Here is a 15,197-nt window from a genome sequence, read left to right as displayed (position 1 = left end):
CAACGGTGCCAGCGAGTAAGCTCCTGGTAACGGAAAGCATCAATCGGATTTTGAGCGGGCTCATCGGAGGTGCAACATGCGCTGGCTAAATGCACTGCTTGAACGGCTCTTTAGGGACACAAGGCCGGAATGGGAGATCCGGCGTGAGAAGGAATTCATCCACGCGGCTAACCAGCTCAAAACATTGAGGGTTACTGAACGCGGCGGCATGTCGATAGACCCCGAAGAGATTCGTGATCAGATCATCGCTGCACGCGAAGAGTACAGGCACCTAGTGCGTAGATCATAATGCTCTACCCTTGGCAGCGGCGGGTGATCCTGCGATGACAAATAGCACTCAGGCCGACCCCACCAAAGTCGTACGGCTAGTCAGGCATGCTCAGAGCGCTGCGAACGCCGGCCTGGCCACCACCTCCCCAGACTCGATCCCTCTGACCGAACTCGGCCATTCTCAGGCCCACACACTCGCCGGCAGCATTAAGTCCGAGCCCGACCTGATAATCGCCTCTCCGTTCGAGCGCGCCATCCATACGGCTTTACCTACGGCTAAGCGGTTTCCTGATACCCCTTTCGAAATCTGGGCCGTTGAGGAGTTCACATACCTTAGCCCTGGGCGTTTAGCTGGAACGACCCAGGCAGATCGAAAGCCTTTGGCTGATGGTTACTGGCAGACCGGAGACATGGAGCTTATCGATGGCCCTGGCGCGGGGTCTTTCATAGAGTTGCTACAGCGCGCGAAGGTCATGCTTGATCGTCTAGCGGCGGCTGAAGCAAATCAGATTTTGGCTTTCAGCCACGGCCAGTTCATAAGAGCTGTGGCCTGGTTTATCAAGCATGGAGAGACGGGTGGAAAGCCTGAGCTAATGCGTCGGTTCCGCAAGCTTGATGTGGAGCAGCCATTGGCGAATTGCGCGGGCTACGAGCTCATGTTGAGAGCTGGCCGTTGGACGTTTGAATATCAGCTCAGCGAGGATGGGAATGTGAAATTCATAGACGAGTTTTGCACTGATCAATCTGTGGGGCCCATACCGTAGACTCCCGTGACTTGCGTACTACGAGCCTTTATCCCGCGTTCGAAATCTGATTGGGGCAGGCTCGAATAGCTGTCCGAATCTCCGCTTTCATGCGTTGAGAGTCTAAATGGCTGTCATTTACGTGTGCCCTGCTGGAGCCGGCTGTCGTAAACCGAGCCTTGGCGCTGCCTGCGTCTCGGCCGTCCAGGCATCCATCCTCACACTTGCGGCTCAGCGATGCGAATTCACCTACGTTACCTCTTTACACGAAATTTTAACGCCATATAATCTCGATATACGAAACCAGAGCATGACTTAATGAACCTAACCTCCGAAGCTATTGCCGCTTTGCTAATCGCCAATGTCTCTCGTGACCTCGTGATGGGTGTCGAAGACGCCTTTGCTGCCGGTGCGCTACAGGCTTACGGGGTGACAAAGGAGGTGAGTAAGCAGCGCAAAACTGCTCTGGGGCACATGCGGCACATCCTGATGAACGAGCGCTTCAGCGACTTGCTGGAGGCATCTAACGCTGAATTGATCCCCCCCCAAGGCAACCGGGTGATCGTGGGCCAGGCAGGAGTGTTCAAATTCGCGCGCTTGAACATGAGCACGACGAACTGGAATCGACCCACTCGTAGCATCGTCCGACGTGAGCTGGCCGAAGCGAATGAGGCTATGAGCCAACTGGTGCAGCCATCCCTTTTTGGGCCTCAGGCTATGAACTCCGGGGCGTTCTTCTTCGTCGCACGTTTCAGCGGTTCACTGCATCATCATCCCGAGACGCCGCTGCAGGTCTATATCGCGGTGCCCAATCCGAAAATGGATGGCTGGCTGTTTCGTGAACCTTTAAGCCAGTTCCTAGATCGCTATGAAGCGGCTCCTAAACAGGCCGACAATGCAAAAGTAAAACTCAAATCGGGCCTCATCGAGCTCGGAGGACAGGAAGAAACATGAGCCGGGGTATTCCAGATTTCCAGCCAGGTCGATTGATTCAAGCGTTGGCTGCCCGCGCTCTTTCTCAGGTACAGCTTGCTGCCATGGTCGGCGTGTCGCCCGCCACGATCAGCAAGTGGAAATCGGGTCAGCAGTCACCCGAAGCGGAGGCACTGGACAGCCTCTCAAAGGTCATCAATGTCAGCCCTGAATGGTTCACTCGCCCTCTTCCCACGAAAGGATCGCTGCCTCTTTTCAGAAGCAACGCGTCCGCGCATGTCTCCGCAAGAGCGATGCTGGAAGCTCGGCTTGAATGGACGCAGGACATCGTCCTGGCGATGACCGAATTTGTCGATTTCCCGGACGTTAACCTACCCGTAAGGTCGTTCACGGATCCTCAGCAAATTGCCAATTCCGATATCGAGGAAGCGGCCAGCGAGTGCAGAGACCTCTGGAGTCTCGGCCGTCGCGCAATTCCTGATTTGGCACTGGCTGTGGAGGGAGCTGGCGTTATCGTGGTTCGCGAAGAAACCGGTATCGCACCGATCGAAGGACTTTCAGCCTGGAGCCACGAGCTTCAAAGGCCGCTGATCCTGCTTTCCGCCGACAAGGGCAATGGCTTTCGCAGTCGATTCGACCTTGCGCATGAACTCGGTCACCTCATTCTGCACAAAGGTATTGACCGCTCCACCGACCCCGAGCGCTACAAGTTGATGGAATCGCAGGCTCACCGGTTCGCGGGAGCTTTCTTGCTGCCGGCAGAAACGTTTGCTGCTGATGTCAGGACTCCGGTCACACTGGACAGCCTCCTGTTGCTGAAACAGCGCTGGGGCGTCTCGGTCGCCGCCATGATCATGCGTCTTGAAGCGCTCAAGATCATCGACGCTGATGCGAAGCTGGTTCTGTTCAAACGCAGGTCAGCCAGGTGGGGAGCTAAATCTGAGCCAGGTGATGATGCGCGCGCCCCTGAACAACCTCGCCTTCTCAAGCGTACGATCGAGTTGTTGTCCTCTTCTGGGGTCATGCCGATTGAGTCGGTATCGAGCTATATCGGTTTGGCTGCAAACGATGTGGAAAAACTGGCGGGCTTGCCTGAGCGTTATCTGTCGGGGAAAGCTTCCGTTTTCCATCTGGCGAAGCTTAAGTCCATGGTTAGCGGCGATTCGCTGGTTAAGTCTGAGGACAGTGGTGTAGTGCTCCCCTTCAGTCGGGGTAGATGATTCAAATCTGCTGCTTGGCGAACGGCCAATGTTGGGCGCTCGCGCCATTACTTGAAATCCTGCCCCCGTTTATCGCATCTGTTGGCCAAAGAAACCTGCGGCCTAGAAACGTTGGGGCTACGTCATGCGTGTGGATTGCAAGAACAGGCTCCAGAACTCCAATCCCCGTCGCTGGGCGGATGAAGATATTAGGTATAAGACGACATGGGCTTCAAGATAGATCTAGATAAAATGCAGCAGAATGCTCGGCACGCTGCTGCCGCTGATATTTTTGCGACCATGTCGTCGGAGGAAAAAAGTGAGCAGGTTCTCGCGCAAATTCGAGCGCAGAGCGATGCGCAGATTGATTTCACCGCCCGCATCGAAGGCATACCCGCCGAGCATATGCACATCTATCGTGCCATGATCCGAGGTGAGGACAACTCCTTCATCCAAGAGGCAACCAGCGTCGACGGTCTCCTGCATGCGGGGGACGTTATCCTGTGTACGGGTGCCACGTTTGGCGCAAAAATCATCACGAAAGGACAAAAATACTCTTACGAACGCGCCCGCTCAAGCCATGTTGCGCTTGTTCATGCGGACTATGTTTGCATTGATGCTATGCCAAGCGCCGGTGTAACTAATCGGTTGATATCCGAAGTCTTGAATGATGTGAAAGCAGACTGGAGGGTGATCCGCTGTAAAAAGCTGGCTTCTGAGCACACCGATTCCGTCTACCGCGCCTGCGCGTTCTACCTGGCTCAACCCTACAAAATCCGCCTGTCAAAAAAGCCGATGAAAGCGGCAGCCTATTGCTCCGAGCTCGTACGCAAGGTTTACCTGCACACGGGCATCACGAGCATTGGAATTCCTAATGACAGTGTTCTAAGCCCAGGGCGGTTTGATGCTTTGGCCGACAATCACTTTGAATGGGACGATGTTACTGAGCAGGTGAGACCAGCGGTCGACTTCTGCATGAAGTATCCCCAACTAATGAAGGTCGCATCACGGCTGATGATCGAAGGGCTCAAATTGAATCGAAAGCGCTTTGAGGAGCGCAGGGAGCAAGTCAACGACATCCAGCGCCTGGTTAGTAAGAAACTGGTGGATAAGGATGAAGCCAAGGAGCTCGTTAAAAAGATCCGGGACATTGAAAACGACATGAATCATACGTTTTGGGATCATTCGAAGTAAGCGAGGCCGACCTGAGTGAGCCCTCATCCAACGGTAGGGTTTAGGTGGGCTCGCAAAACAATAGTTGGCAAGGCACTCAATCCCAACGCTGCGCGGGATGGGCACAGCGAAGCCTCGGGGGCGAAGCAGGTCTTCAAAGGCCAGCGGAAGGGGGCGGTCGAGTATGTAGGTAGCTTCCACGATTCATGATGGCACTGTAGAATCAGCCATGAAGGGGTGGGTATTTCCTCTCGTGCGAACGAGGGCGGTTCTGATAATTAACAGCTTCGGCTGTTGGGTTTCGGCCCACTGATCCCTACGGGATGTTCAACGGTACTCAAATCCCCCCGCTCCTTCACCAATTTCTATGGAGAGATGTGCGTGAAAAAGGATAGCGTCTGGTTCACTTACAAGGCACGTATTCAGGCTCATAAGCGCCTGGAGTGGCTGGACTTTCACTCGCAGCTCTTGTTGGTATGGTACGCGATCCTCAGCACGGCGCTGGGGGTGCTGACCATCAGACATAGCACCATCCTTGGCCCAGATACCGATGTCATGGCGACGATCCTTTCGGTTGCGCTGCTCGGCATTTCGCTTGCGGTTGCGAACCGCGACTTTCGGGGCCGCGCAATGCTGATGCGCACCAACTATCTTGCGCTGCAGAAGCTCCATCGGGGATTGCCCGAAGGCTCGCCGACCTCCCCACCCCCTCCACCAACGCCCGAACAGATCAGCAGATATGACGAACTGCTGGCTGAATCGGAAAATCATCGGGAAATCGATGATCGAATCGCGCGTGTTTTTGCGACCGGGGCCACCACTCGCCCCCTCACAGGCTTTGAGTATTTTTCTGCCGCGCTCTGGCTGACCATGCGATTTCTGATCACGACGCTGCTTTACGCTCTTCCCGTGTTGGCAGGCCTCTATGCTTTCTGGAACCGGCCATGAGCGCGGCGAAAAGCTTCAAAAAAATCTTTACCCAAAAGCGTTTACAAGAAATCTACACCGACAGGATCAAAAACTCCGGGGCCATTGGCCTCGACCGAGTGCGCCCGGCTAACCTCGATAAGCACTTGACCGCTGAGCTTGATCACATCGTCGAGAAGGTTCACCGGGGGGAGTATCGTTTCACGGCCTACAAGGAAAAATTGATTCTAAAAGGCGCATCGTCACCGCCTCGGCAATTATCAATTCCCACCGCCAGGGACAGAATCGTCCTGCGCGCGTTGTGCAACTGCCTATCAGACGTTTTCCCCACGGCCAAACTCACACTTCCCCAGACTGTCATCGACTCCCTGAAAACTGCGCTGAATTCCGGTGCGTATGCCGAATACGCCAAGATCGATCTTAAGAGCTTTTACCCGTCCATTCCCCATGAACTGGTAACCGCAGCAACACAGAAGAAAATCCGGAAACCCGAGTTCAGACAGTTGATCACCGACGCGCTCACAACCCCCACGGTTTCAGAGTCCAAGGGGAGTAAAGGAGCCGAGCGTCCTACAGTGGGCGTACCGCAAGGACTCGCGATTTCGAATGTGCTTGCCGAGATTTCGCTGCAGAGCATTGATAGCCTTTTCGAGGCTCGGACGGGGATTTGGTACAAGCGTTACGTTGACGACATCCTGATCTTAGGGCCGGAAGGCGTGGCCCGCTCGACGGCCCAGGAGCTCATCGCAGAATTGAAGGCTTTGAAGCTCAATCCGCATGACTTTGAACCAGGATCAAAGTCCAAGGTAGAGAGCTTGACCGACCCCTTTAGTTTTCTGGGGTACCAGATCGAGGGCGGCCAGGTGTTGATCCGCCACGAGAGCATTATCAGATTCGAGTCTTCGATCGCCAAAATCTTCACGGCTTACCGGCACAAACTGGTAACGGCCCGACGTCCCGCCGACAAGGAGCGCGCCCTGGCCTACTGCCAGTGGAAGCTCAATTTGAGGATCACTGGGTGCATCTTCAAAGGCAAACGCCTCGGATGGGCTGCCTACTTCTGCCAGATCACCACGACTTCCCAACTGCGTGCCATCAATCACACGGTGAGAAAGCTGACAAACCGCTTTTGCCCCAGCGGTGAGATCCATCCAAAGTCTCTGATCAAGACCTTCTACGAGCTGCGGAGAGGCATGAAAGCCAACAACGGCTACATCCCGAACCTCGATGCGCTCAAGGTCAGCCAGAAGCGCGAGATGCTTGCCATGTGGCTTGGCGATGACGCTCTTAAGCTGAGTGAAGCTGAGGTGGAGCGCCGATTTGAAATCAAAGTCAGCAAAGCGGTGCGGGAGTTGGAGGAGGATATCGCTCAGACATCGTGACAATTCCATGAGGTGTCCTTCGGGGACTTTTGCTTGCCCCCTCCCCCCTCATTGGGCATCAGGCGGCCCGCATCACGATCTTCGCCACATTCTTAGATATGTCTGTAGTGTCTGGTTCTGCGTCGTCTTCTGCCGATGCTTGAATCGAGGTTGTAGTGGTCAACTAATCCCGGACACTGCGTTAAGTTTTTCCTGAGCAACGGCAGGCCCTAAGCCTTCGTTGAACTGATACGGGTGCCGCCAGTTGTACCACGCCTTCAGAAATTAGCCGATATCCTATTGCGCTAACGCAGCGCTCATGTAACCCACTGTCGGTATCCATTCAGTCTTCAGGCTGCGAACCAGCAGCTCCACTGGTGAGTTGTCATGGCAGCTACGTAAGCGTCTGCCGAACACATCTCGTACCAGCCCGTTTGGTGTAGACAGACGCTCGAAACACCCTGTCGAGGCTATCGCGCTATTCAGTTTCGATGGCAGCTTGCTCCCCCTATGCTCTTGACTCGTCTAGGAGCAGCAACCAGAGCGAACCCCAGCAGCAGGTTCAAAAAGTGACTCAACAATCGTGCAGTCTGGAGTGTTTGAACCTAGGCATGTTGACTCACACATACTTGCCATTGAGAGCAGCTCTACCCGGATTTGCTGAAGCTTTGCTACCTTCGACTCTACTTCCGCTAGGTGCTTTTTGACCACAGAAAGCGCGTCAGCGCACGGACGATCAGCATCTGCTGCGAGCGCGATGAGTTCTCGGATATCTTCGAGCGGGAAACCCAATTCACGATTCTGCCGGATGAAGACGAGTCTTGATCGATGCTTTTCAGTATAGATTCGATGCCGCCCAGCCGACCGCAGGGCGGGAGGTAGAAGGCCTATTTTCTCGTAGTAGCGAATCGTTTCAATGTGGCAACCCGTTGATTTCGACAGCGCCCCGATTCCTGACATGCAAATTCTCCAAGCATTTTCTTGAACCTGTAGTAGCTACAGATATTAACCTGTCTTCAGAAAATAACTTCACGCGCTTGAAGGGCATTTTGTGGACAGAGAACAGCTAGAGACGAACCAGATTCCCATTTACTTCATCGCGGTCATTGTCGCGGCCCTCGGAGGCCTGCTCGCCCCCAATGCGTCTGAAGCATTAGGGTTGACGGTGACACCCACCATCGCAGTGCTGATGTACGCCATGTTTCTACAGATCCCGTTCTTGGATCTCCGTAATGGCCTCGCAAATAAGCGTTTCATGGCGGCGCTGCTCACAGCCAACTTCGTGGCAATCCCCTTGCTGGTTTGGGCATTGACGATGGGGATAACCAATCACCCGGCGATTTTGGTGGGTGCCCTGTTGGTCTTGCTGACGCCTTGTATCGACTATGTGGTGGTTTTTACCCACATCGGTAAAGGCGACTCCAAACTCACTCTGGCGGCCACCCCATTGCTTCTTTTGATGCAGCTTGTGCTGCTGCCGGTGTACCTGACCTTCATGCTGGGTAACGACTCAGCAGTGGTCATTTCTATAGGCCCATTTGTTGAGGCCTTTGTGATGCTGATCGCTTTGCCTTTGGTCTTAGCGGTAGCAACAGCTGCCGGGGCAAAGAGATCACGCATCGTTGAAAGCTGGAACAACGCATGGGCCTGGATGCCTGTACCGGCTATGGCGGCTGTATTGGTCGTAGTGATCGGCTCTCAGATTTCAACGGTGGTCAGAGACATGGACAAGCTGCTGCCTGTTATTCCCGCCTACATTGGTTTCATGCTCTTGGCACCAGTGGTAGGTGCGCTGGTGGCTCGGGCGTTTAAGTTACCGGCCAGCACGGCAAGATCAGTCGCTTTCAGCAGCTCGACACGAAACTCATTAGTGGTTCTGCCATTGGCATTGGCCTTGCCCGAGGAAATCAGAGGGCTCGCTGCGGCAGCAGTCATTACTCAAACGCTGATTGAGTTGGTCAGCGAACTAATTTACATCCGAGCAATTCCTGCTTTGGTGTGGCGCAAAATGTAGATGCCAGGGCAGACACCCTGCGCGATTAAACAGGCGCCCACATGTGCGGCAGCAGCTTGTTAATCTCACTCGCGCGCTGCGTCGGCAGGCGCATGAGAACATCCTTTAGATAGGCGTACGGATCATGGCCATTCAGCCGCGCTGACTGGATCAGGCTCATGATCGCCGCAGCCCGTTTTCCGCTGCGCAGCGACCCGGCGAAGAGCCAGTTCTTGCGCCCAAGAGCCCATGGCCGGATCTGGTTCTCCGCCCAATTATTATCAATGGGAACCGCCCCGTCATTGAGGTAGCGCGACAGCGCTGCCCAGCGTTTAAAGCTGTAATCGAGTGCTCTGCTGATGGCCGAACCTTCGGGCACAAGATCACGCTGCGCGATCATCCAGGCATGCAGCCTGTCCATCACCGGTACGGCTTTTTCTTGCCGTATTCGGCGCCGTAAATCCGGCTCCAGGTCTCTGACTTCTCTTTCGATTTCGTACAACAACTGGATATAGCGCAGGGCTTGCTCGGCGAGCGTGCTTTTATTCGTAGCGTGCAGTTCGAAGAACTTGCGCCGTGTATGGGCCATGCAGCCGATCTCTGTCACGCCGAGTTCAAAGCTGGCCTTGTAGCCGCCAAAATCGTCGCAGACCAACTTGCCCTTCCAGTCCTGAAGGAAGTTGCGAGCATGCTCTCCGGCGCGACTGGAGCTGAAGTCATAAACCACCGCTGCCACATCCGAGAACTGGCTGGTAGCGTAGGCCCACACATAGGAGCGATGGGTTTTCTTTGTTCCCGGCATGAGCATCTGCACCGGTGTTTCATCTGCGTGGATGACTTGTTGCCCAAGCACTACTTCGCGCAGCGCATCGACCAGCGGCTGCAACTGAACTCCGGTCACGCCAACCCACTGAGCCAAGGTTGAACGTGGAATCGCCAGGCCCGCTCGACCGAAGATCGATTCCTGACGGTAAAGCGGCAGATGGTCAGCAAACTTGGCGATCATGACCTGTGCGAGCAGGCCCGAAGTCGGGATGCCCTTATCAATGACCTGCGCCGGAACCGGTGCCTGGATCAGCGTTTCGCAGTTATCGCAGACCCACTTGCCACGGACATGGCGCTCGACGGTGAACACGCCGGGCGTGTAGTCCAGCTTCTCGCTAACGTCCTCACCGATGCGCTTGAGGGCGCAGCCGCATGGGCAGTGAGTGTTGTCCGGTTCGTGATGGATCAACGTTCGCGGAAATTCTGCCGGCAATGCCGTGCGCTTGGGCTTTTGCTTTTCCTCGGTCGCCGTTGGTGCTATTTGCAACGCCTGAAGCTCGGCCTCAATCGCCGCGATATCAGTATCGATCAGGTCATCTAGCAGGCTGGCCTGTTCAGGATTCATCTGCTCGCTGCGCTTGGCAAACTTCAAACGCTTGAGCTGGGCGATCTCATGGGTCAGTTTCTCAATGACTGTTTGATCACGGTTGATTTTCTTGCCCATAGTGTCGACTTGCGAGAGCAACTGCGCTGCGAGGACGCGCAGTTGAGTGGGAGATAGTTGGTCGAGATTGGGCGAAGAAGTCATACGCCGGACTTTGCCAGAGCAGGCTTTTCGCGACGATAGACCGATAGGCTAATGGCAGCCGTTAAAGCAGTATGATCAAGCCTCCAGAACCTGCGCGTTGCCATGGCAGCCCCAGCACCAATGCTTGAAGTTGCTCGGCATCCAGTTCCATCTCAGAACCATGGCGAATGCCAGGCCAGTGGAACTTGCCTTGGTTTAACCGGCGCGCCGCCAGCCATATTCCGAAGCCGTCATGCACCAGCACTTTCATGCGATTGGCGCGGCTGTTGGCGAACAGATAAGCGCAGTGCGGCTGCGCCGCACCGAACACCGCGATCACCTTGGCTAGCGCCGTTTCGGTGCCTGCGCGCATGTCCATCGGTTCGGTGGCGAGCCAGATAGAGTCGATGCGAATCATCGCAGAATATCTCGAAGAAAAGTCGCGCAGGCGGCAGCACTTTCAGTGGGCCAGTTCACTTTGATGATGCCGCGTGGGTGCTGTATTTCAACGCAGATATTCGATGATGCTGGATGGGAGTTCGCCCCGGCCAGCGGCATGGCTAACGGAATAAATGCAGGTGGCGGCGCCGGGATTTTCTGCGCTTGCAGCCGAATCCATTTGTGGACGAGGTTTGCGTTGAGGCTATGACCGAGCGCGACGCTGGCAATCGAAGCGCCCGGTTGGGCGCACTCTTGAATGATCTGGGCTTTAAAGGATTTGGAATAGGAACGGCGTGTTGGCTGCATGAAATACCCGCTTGAAAGGCTAGAACTGGTGTCCACTTAATTTAAGTGCACACCATGTCTTCGCTTTGCAGGGCTGGGTAGATGACTTGGCCGGACGGTTACACTCAACCAGAAATTTCTGCCAGTCGTGCGCATATGGGCCTTCGGGGAGTCGCGTTGATCCAACGCTGGCCTGCAGAAAGCGCTCTCTCCAGGGCTGCGGGATTTCTAATTCCAAGACAATATCGATGCCGGAGGGATGGCTTTTTATACGGACAACGTCACGAACCTCGTTCAGCTTAAGTGGCCAATGGGTGCAGGCTGAGCTGCTTCGCTCCTGGCCGTCGACATCGTCAAGGATGGCTAAGACATCAAGTGCCATTGAATCACCTGGATGGAGGCTGGCAAGTGCCCAGAGAGTCCTTCGTCTTGCTCTCTCAAGCTCGCTGAGCTCCTTACTGGCCATTGCAGGCTCCTCTGAGGTGGTTCAAAGCCGAGTAGCGACAACGGCGTGCCGCCTAACGGCGGATGGGTGGCGTGAACCGAGCCATAGCAAGCCGTGTCTCGGCCCTCCGGGCGCTCATCCTGCACGCCTGCGCGCTCCGCTTGCGATGGGTAGTAACAAATGGAAGTGCTTAAGGGCGTTGATGAAATCCGCCCGACTCCCTCACTTATGGAGTTTGCTAAAACGACTGGACAGCGTTGCAGGATCCATGGCCGTCCAAGATTTAGGATCAGATGTGGCATTAAGCATTCGCCAAGCAGCGTGCAGGAAAAATGCTGCAGCCAAGCAGGCTTCTACAAAAGCCCAAGTCGTGATTTGGGTGAGACCGCTGCCCGGCTCTGCCAAATGTAGAAACAGGAGTAAGTAAAGTGAAATCGGCCATCCAACAACGAACACTACTGCGAAAGCTATGAATGCATAGATAAGAAGTAAAAATGGTACCTGCAAGCGATACTTGGTAGCGAAATTTTTCACACCGCTACCGTTCTCAAAGCCGTATAAAACGCCAAAATTCTTTTCTTTACTTTTAGAGTTTTTGACGATGGTGTACAGCGTGACGTTGTCACCCTCATTCAATTCCTCGAAGAACTCTGTCTCCATCTGGATGTTGGGTATTTTCTGACCATCAAGACTCACGGTCGCTTTAATCCCTTTGTTCATGCGATTAGTCACTTTGACATAATCAAGCTTCCCAGAGACTTTAGCGCAGTCGAATTTAATCACTACATATCCTATGAATTTAGCCATTCGTAAAATTTGAAGCAGCCGCACTAGGTTGATCAGCCAAGCTGGAAGTATCGTTCCAGACGTCCTGCGCACCGGCGCCTGCCCCACAATGGGTACTATAGACCGTCGAATGGGGCGTGGCAATCTGACTTCATGCTCCATTTCTTGGAGCTGTCTTATGCTACCCCGCTCCGCACTCGCGGCTGTGATCCGCGCTCTTAGAACGCTGAAGGGTGTAAGCCAGGCGGAATTGCCCGCTGATCGAAAGCACCTCTACAAGCTCGAAGCCGGCTTTTCAAATATCAGTCTAGAGATGCTCGTCCTGTTGGCTGAAACGCTGAAGGTGGAACCGTCCACGCTCATGGTTCTGCTGCAGTCTGCTGACCAAGAGGCGTCGACGGATTCCATCCTGGAAAGGATCAAATCTGATTTGAACGAGTTTGGTCGTCTCGGCGGGCATGCAGAATTGGCTCGACAGCTTGAACTGGGAGGACAGCAAGCCAAGAACGCCGCCAGGGACGACCGGACTGCTGCCATTCAGGCATGCAAAGCTAGAGGTCTCACTCAGCGCGAAACTGCCGCCGAGCTCTTCTTATCAAAATCCACGGTCGCTAGGGCTTGGTGACGGGAGGCTATGGCGTCCTGATGCCTTAGAGAATATTTGTACCCCACGTCCAGCTACTTACTCTGCCACTCTCTTGCGCGTTGCGGGAGGCTGGTAATCCAACTGCAGCGTTTCCTGTACAGGTCAGCGGTTTGGCGTCCTTTGCGCAGCCGTAAACCCTAGGAGCACTTCGCCCAGTAACGTGCTCATCTCTCTCGGTGAAAGCCAGCTGGCATTGCTCCCTATCTCCGCTTGAAGATCGGCAGCTTGATCGTTCTGATGTGCGCAGATGAAATACCGCATTGAGCACCTAGCTATTTCCAGTGGCAATTTGTGGGGAGGCAATGAACGAGCCGCATCTTTTGCCCCCAGAAGGTATCTGTCTGACGCAAGTGGCAGCACCACGTGAACAAGCTCATCATCCTTGTCCAAAAATGGCTTGAAGGATCGTTCACCGCTAACATGAAACAGAAGGACAGAGTCCCCCAAAGGAAGATCGCCAGGCTCAAATTTGTGAAATGCATAGTGAAGCGAGCTGAAGCGATAGGCGCGCGCGGCTGGCGAGATAGACTCGTTAAGCATGCGGACATGGCTACCTTTTATCATGTTGGGAATCGCGGACTTGATACGACTCAAATGGGCTGGAATCAGAGATGCAAAATTATCTACGAGGGGTTCGAATATCCGTTCAAGCGCTGATTCATCCATGGCGAGCAAAGCCTGAATCTGCTGCTGACTGATGCCTTGCTCGGCCAAAGCCTTGTCAAAGATGGCTGAGTCTGGTCTGAAATGCTTTCTGCTCAACGCGCCGATGTTTACAGGATCGGAGAGATGATCAAGGACGCGGGTGGCGCACTCATCGACCATGTTTTGCATATTCAGGCGGACGTGGCGGCTTCTGATTTCTAAGTGAGCCAACAATCCTGGAATGTTCTCGATCACGGCAGCGTTGAGGTTGCCGGCACGTAGGTGGTCTACCAAAGGTGCGTATACGTCCTGTTCCGCGTCTGTAATCTTATCGTCAAGATCTGGCTCACCGTCAACGGCATAGAAATACCTCTCAAGTCCCACGTCCTGAATATTCGCGGATCTGGGGGGCTTATTCTTTTCGTATACCCAACACCGGACTATCTTGCCATTACATGTAGATCTGAACCCCTTCTGCAAAAACTTTGGAATGAAGTGCTGCCGTATCCCTGACATATCCCATCCTTACCTTGAGCGATAAAACCCGCATGGAGACATAAGCATCACATCATTAGCCCCAAGGAGCATTATTAAACAGCGTGGTGACATTGCATCGCACTGACTGAAGCCCTGTTCGGATGCTGAACTTGGCAACGTCGCCCGTGTTTGGGTTTGGGTTTGGGTTTGGGTTTGGGTTTGACCATAGTGGCCTGCGCGCCGGCTGCTAAAGCTAGGGTGAGTCGAATTATAATTTTTCATACTTACCAAGCCCAACAAACTAAAAGCAGACGCATTATGATTGAAAAACTAATAGCTTTTTATGTGGGGGGCAGCAAATGAGGCAAAACCAGAAAAATCAGGATATATAGTCGCGTGCTTATACCCAAATAGTTTTTCCAGTCGCTGCCTTATGTCCGCCTTAGCAGCTGCCCTAATCCTAAAAGTGTAAAGTGCACCCGGCCCAGGACGTTTACCTTTAATCGATTCAAAAACATGAGGCCTGGCAGCAATACAACAGGCTTTTCGCCCCTCCTCAATCGACCACCATCCATCGTTACAATTGGGGGATTTGGGGAACTGAAACTTTTTATTATCCGGCTTACTACTTGCAGGAACACCTCCAAAAAGGAAGCCTCCATTTTGAGCTGCAATTCGTGCATCCAAACTCGAAGGCTTCCAGGCGTAAACTGACGTAGTCCACTCCTTTCTATCTAGATCGTCGATGGCACCACTCTTCCATGGTCGATGATAGGAGTCTTCCCAAGGCCTAAACTCTGCCTTCTCATTGATCAGTCTGTCTGTAATATCGAATGCAAAAAGCCTGGAGTCCACGTCTTCATTCAGAACTCCGTTACTCCATTTTTCCTCTACTGCAAACCATACACCAACCCAAGCATTGAACGTAATGTCAATTAACCTCGTAGGCGCACCATAGTGCTGCAGCATAGCGAGTTGCTTTAGCACTGATAGCCTGCCACCATGATTGGATGAATGGAGACCCCACCGATGTAATTCAACGAGTATTTCCCCTTCAGCCCTTTCAATATCATCTTCTGGAAGAACCCTATCTCGAGTAATATTCATTCTGCGGTACAGAGAACTATGTAGTGCCCAACTAGCGTCGACTTGCCCGCGCCAAGCGAAATTTATGTTTTTCTCTACTGCTTTGTCCATCACCTGATTAATAACCTGCACCAGGCCGTCGAAGTCCTTTATCTCTACTTCAAATGGCTTCCAAAAAGCATCTGCTGTCATAGCGCATCTCCGTTGCGTTGTTTTTGGTTGATGTATTGGATTA

The 15,197-nt window shown here is 53.7% G+C and carries 17 protein-coding genes; 9 read left to right on the top strand and 8 right to left on the bottom strand.

The window, feature by feature from the left end; translation table 11 throughout:
* Nucleotides 1-76 precede the first annotated feature (76 nt).
* The 7 genes from IFT44_RS20000 to IFT44_RS19970 all read left to right on the top strand — a co-directional run bounded on the left by IFT44_RS20000 (nucleotide 77) and on the right by IFT44_RS19970 (nucleotide 6,627).
* Nucleotides 77-289: a hypothetical protein gene (locus tag IFT44_RS20000; RefSeq protein WP_192176459.1), complete on the top strand. Its 213-nt coding sequence runs from the start codon at nucleotides 77-79 to the stop codon at nucleotides 287-289.
* 34 nt (nucleotides 290-323) lie between these two features.
* Entirely contained in the window at nucleotides 324-1,034 is a 711-nt protein-coding gene (locus IFT44_RS19995; protein ID WP_192052864.1) for a histidine phosphatase family protein, read from the top strand.
* Between the two features lie 297 nt (nucleotides 1,035-1,331).
* On the top strand, nucleotides 1,332-1,967 hold the full coding sequence (locus IFT44_RS19990; RefSeq protein WP_192052862.1) for a hypothetical protein: 636 nt from the start codon (nucleotides 1,332-1,334) through the stop codon (nucleotides 1,965-1,967).
* A complete protein-coding gene (locus tag IFT44_RS19985; RefSeq protein WP_192052860.1) occupies nucleotides 1,964-3,166 on the top strand; it encodes an XRE family transcriptional regulator in 1,203 nt (400 codons plus the stop codon). The genes IFT44_RS19990 and IFT44_RS19985 overlap by 4 nt, the downstream gene beginning before the upstream one ends.
* A gap of 204 nt (nucleotides 3,167-3,370) precedes the next feature.
* Complete coding sequence (locus tag IFT44_RS19980; protein ID WP_192052859.1) at nucleotides 3,371-4,339, top strand: YiiX/YebB-like N1pC/P60 family cysteine hydrolase; 969 nt, start codon at nucleotides 3,371-3,373, stop codon at nucleotides 4,337-4,339.
* A gap of 360 nt (nucleotides 4,340-4,699) precedes the next feature.
* Nucleotides 4,700-5,266: an SLATT domain-containing protein gene (locus IFT44_RS19975; protein ID WP_192052857.1), complete on the top strand. Its 567-nt coding sequence runs from the start codon at nucleotides 4,700-4,702 to the stop codon at nucleotides 5,264-5,266.
* The gene (locus IFT44_RS19970; protein ID WP_192052855.1) at nucleotides 5,263-6,627 is read left to right on the top strand and encodes a reverse transcriptase domain-containing protein; all 1,365 of its coding nucleotides are present in this window, start codon (nucleotides 5,263-5,265) and stop codon (nucleotides 6,625-6,627) included. The genes IFT44_RS19975 and IFT44_RS19970 overlap by 4 nt, the downstream gene beginning before the upstream one ends.
* 504 nt (nucleotides 6,628-7,131) lie before the next feature.
* Here IFT44_RS19970 and IFT44_RS21450 read toward each other — a convergent pair.
* Nucleotides 7,132-7,566, bottom strand: a complete 435-nt coding sequence (locus IFT44_RS21450; protein WP_080898798.1) for a MerR family transcriptional regulator — start codon at nucleotides 7,564-7,566, stop codon at nucleotides 7,132-7,134.
* A 91-nt stretch (nucleotides 7,567-7,657) separates the two neighbouring features.
* On the opposite strand from IFT44_RS21450, the gene IFT44_RS19960 reads away from it, so the two are divergent.
* Nucleotides 7,658-8,620: an arsenic resistance protein gene (locus IFT44_RS19960; RefSeq protein ID WP_122797584.1), complete on the top strand. Its 963-nt coding sequence runs from the start codon at nucleotides 7,658-7,660 to the stop codon at nucleotides 8,618-8,620.
* A 25-nt stretch (nucleotides 8,621-8,645) separates the two neighbouring features.
* Here IFT44_RS19960 and tnpC read toward each other — a convergent pair whose 3' ends face one another.
* The 5 genes from tnpC to IFT44_RS19935 form a co-directional block, all read right to left on the bottom strand.
* Entirely contained in the window at nucleotides 8,646-10,172 is a 1,527-nt protein-coding gene (gene tnpC, locus IFT44_RS19955) for an IS66 family transposase (protein WP_122797585.1), read from the bottom strand.
* 61 nt (nucleotides 10,173-10,233) lie between these two features.
* Nucleotides 10,234-10,569, bottom strand: coding sequence for an IS66 family insertion sequence element accessory protein TnpB (gene tnpB / locus IFT44_RS19950; protein ID WP_122797586.1), 336 nt, complete (start codon nucleotides 10,567-10,569; stop codon nucleotides 10,234-10,236).
* The gene (gene tnpA / locus IFT44_RS19945; RefSeq protein ID WP_054096639.1) at nucleotides 10,566-10,898 is read right to left on the bottom strand and encodes an IS66-like element accessory protein TnpA; all 333 of its coding nucleotides are present in this window, start codon (nucleotides 10,896-10,898) and stop codon (nucleotides 10,566-10,568) included. Before tnpA ends, tnpB begins: the two co-directional genes overlap by 4 nt.
* Nucleotides 10,899-10,917: 19 nt before the next feature.
* Entirely contained in the window at nucleotides 10,918-11,343 is a 426-nt protein-coding gene (locus tag IFT44_RS19940) for a hypothetical protein (RefSeq protein ID WP_244652195.1), read from the bottom strand.
* A gap of 201 nt (nucleotides 11,344-11,544) precedes the next feature.
* Nucleotides 11,545-12,105, bottom strand: coding sequence for a hypothetical protein (locus tag IFT44_RS19935; protein WP_192052852.1), 561 nt, complete (start codon nucleotides 12,103-12,105; stop codon nucleotides 11,545-11,547).
* Nucleotides 12,106-12,286: 181 nt separating this feature from the next.
* On the opposite strand from IFT44_RS19935, the gene IFT44_RS19930 reads away from it, so the two are divergent.
* Entirely contained in the window at nucleotides 12,287-12,733 is a 447-nt protein-coding gene (locus tag IFT44_RS19930; RefSeq protein ID WP_192052851.1) for a helix-turn-helix domain-containing protein, read from the top strand.
* A 123-nt stretch (nucleotides 12,734-12,856) separates the two neighbouring features.
* On the opposite strand, the gene IFT44_RS19925 is transcribed toward IFT44_RS19930, so the two are convergent.
* Together IFT44_RS19925 and IFT44_RS19920 are read right to left on the bottom strand one after the other, a co-directional pair.
* Nucleotides 12,857-13,915: a DUF4238 domain-containing protein gene (locus IFT44_RS19925; RefSeq protein WP_192052849.1), complete on the bottom strand. Its 1,059-nt coding sequence runs from the start codon at nucleotides 13,913-13,915 to the stop codon at nucleotides 12,857-12,859.
* A gap of 291 nt (nucleotides 13,916-14,206) precedes the next feature.
* Nucleotides 14,207-15,154, bottom strand: coding sequence for an FRG domain-containing protein (locus IFT44_RS19920; RefSeq protein ID WP_192052847.1), 948 nt, complete (start codon nucleotides 15,152-15,154; stop codon nucleotides 14,207-14,209).
* Nucleotides 15,155-15,197: the final 43 nt, after the last annotated feature.

The organism is Pseudomonas sp. CFBP 13710, assembly GCF_014842235.1.
Lineage (GTDB): Bacteria > Pseudomonadota > Gammaproteobacteria > Pseudomonadales > Pseudomonadaceae > Aquipseudomonas > Aquipseudomonas baltica.
The sequence above is the reverse complement of the archived record's forward strand: the minus strand, read 5'-3'. Positions and strand labels throughout refer to the sequence as shown.

What these genes read in the sequence shown, in the direction of transcription:
- IFT44_RS20000 (WP_192176459.1), top strand. Translation starts at nt 77, where the DNA reads ATGCGCTGGCTAAATGCACTGCTTGAACGGCTCTTTAGGGACACAAGG.
- IFT44_RS19995 (WP_192052864.1), top strand. Translation starts at nt 324, where the DNA reads ATGACAAATAGCACTCAGGCCGACCCCACCAAAGTCGTACGGCTAGTC.
- IFT44_RS19990 (WP_192052862.1), top strand. Translation starts at nt 1,332, where the DNA reads ATGAACCTAACCTCCGAAGCTATTGCCGCTTTGCTAATCGCCAATGTC.
- IFT44_RS19985 (WP_192052860.1), top strand. Translation starts at nt 1,964, where the DNA reads ATGAGCCGGGGTATTCCAGATTTCCAGCCAGGTCGATTGATTCAAGCG.
- IFT44_RS19980 (WP_192052859.1), top strand. Translation starts at nt 3,371, where the DNA reads ATGGGCTTCAAGATAGATCTAGATAAAATGCAGCAGAATGCTCGGCAC.
- IFT44_RS19970 (WP_192052855.1), top strand. Translation starts at nt 5,263, where the DNA reads ATGAGCGCGGCGAAAAGCTTCAAAAAAATCTTTACCCAAAAGCGTTTA.
- IFT44_RS21450 (WP_080898798.1), bottom strand. Translation starts at nt 7,566, where the DNA reads ATGTCAGGAATCGGGGCGCTGTCGAAATCAACGGGTTGCCACATTGAA.
- tnpC (WP_122797585.1), bottom strand. Translation starts at nt 10,172, where the DNA reads ATGACTTCTTCGCCCAATCTCGACCAACTATCTCCCACTCAACTGCGC.
- tnpB (WP_122797586.1), bottom strand. Translation starts at nt 10,569, where the DNA reads ATGATTCGCATCGACTCTATCTGGCTCGCCACCGAACCGATGGACATG.
- tnpA (WP_054096639.1), bottom strand. Translation starts at nt 10,898, where the DNA reads ATGCAGCCAACACGCCGTTCCTATTCCAAATCCTTTAAAGCCCAGATC.
- IFT44_RS19940 (WP_244652195.1), bottom strand. Translation starts at nt 11,343, where the DNA reads ATGGCCAGTAAGGAGCTCAGCGAGCTTGAGAGAGCAAGACGAAGGACT.
- IFT44_RS19930 (WP_192052851.1), top strand. Translation starts at nt 12,287, where the DNA reads ATGCTACCCCGCTCCGCACTCGCGGCTGTGATCCGCGCTCTTAGAACG.
- IFT44_RS19925 (WP_192052849.1), bottom strand. Translation starts at nt 13,915, where the DNA reads ATGTCAGGGATACGGCAGCACTTCATTCCAAAGTTTTTGCAGAAGGGG.
- IFT44_RS19920 (WP_192052847.1), bottom strand. Translation starts at nt 15,154, where the DNA reads ATGACAGCAGATGCTTTTTGGAAGCCATTTGAAGTAGAGATAAAGGAC.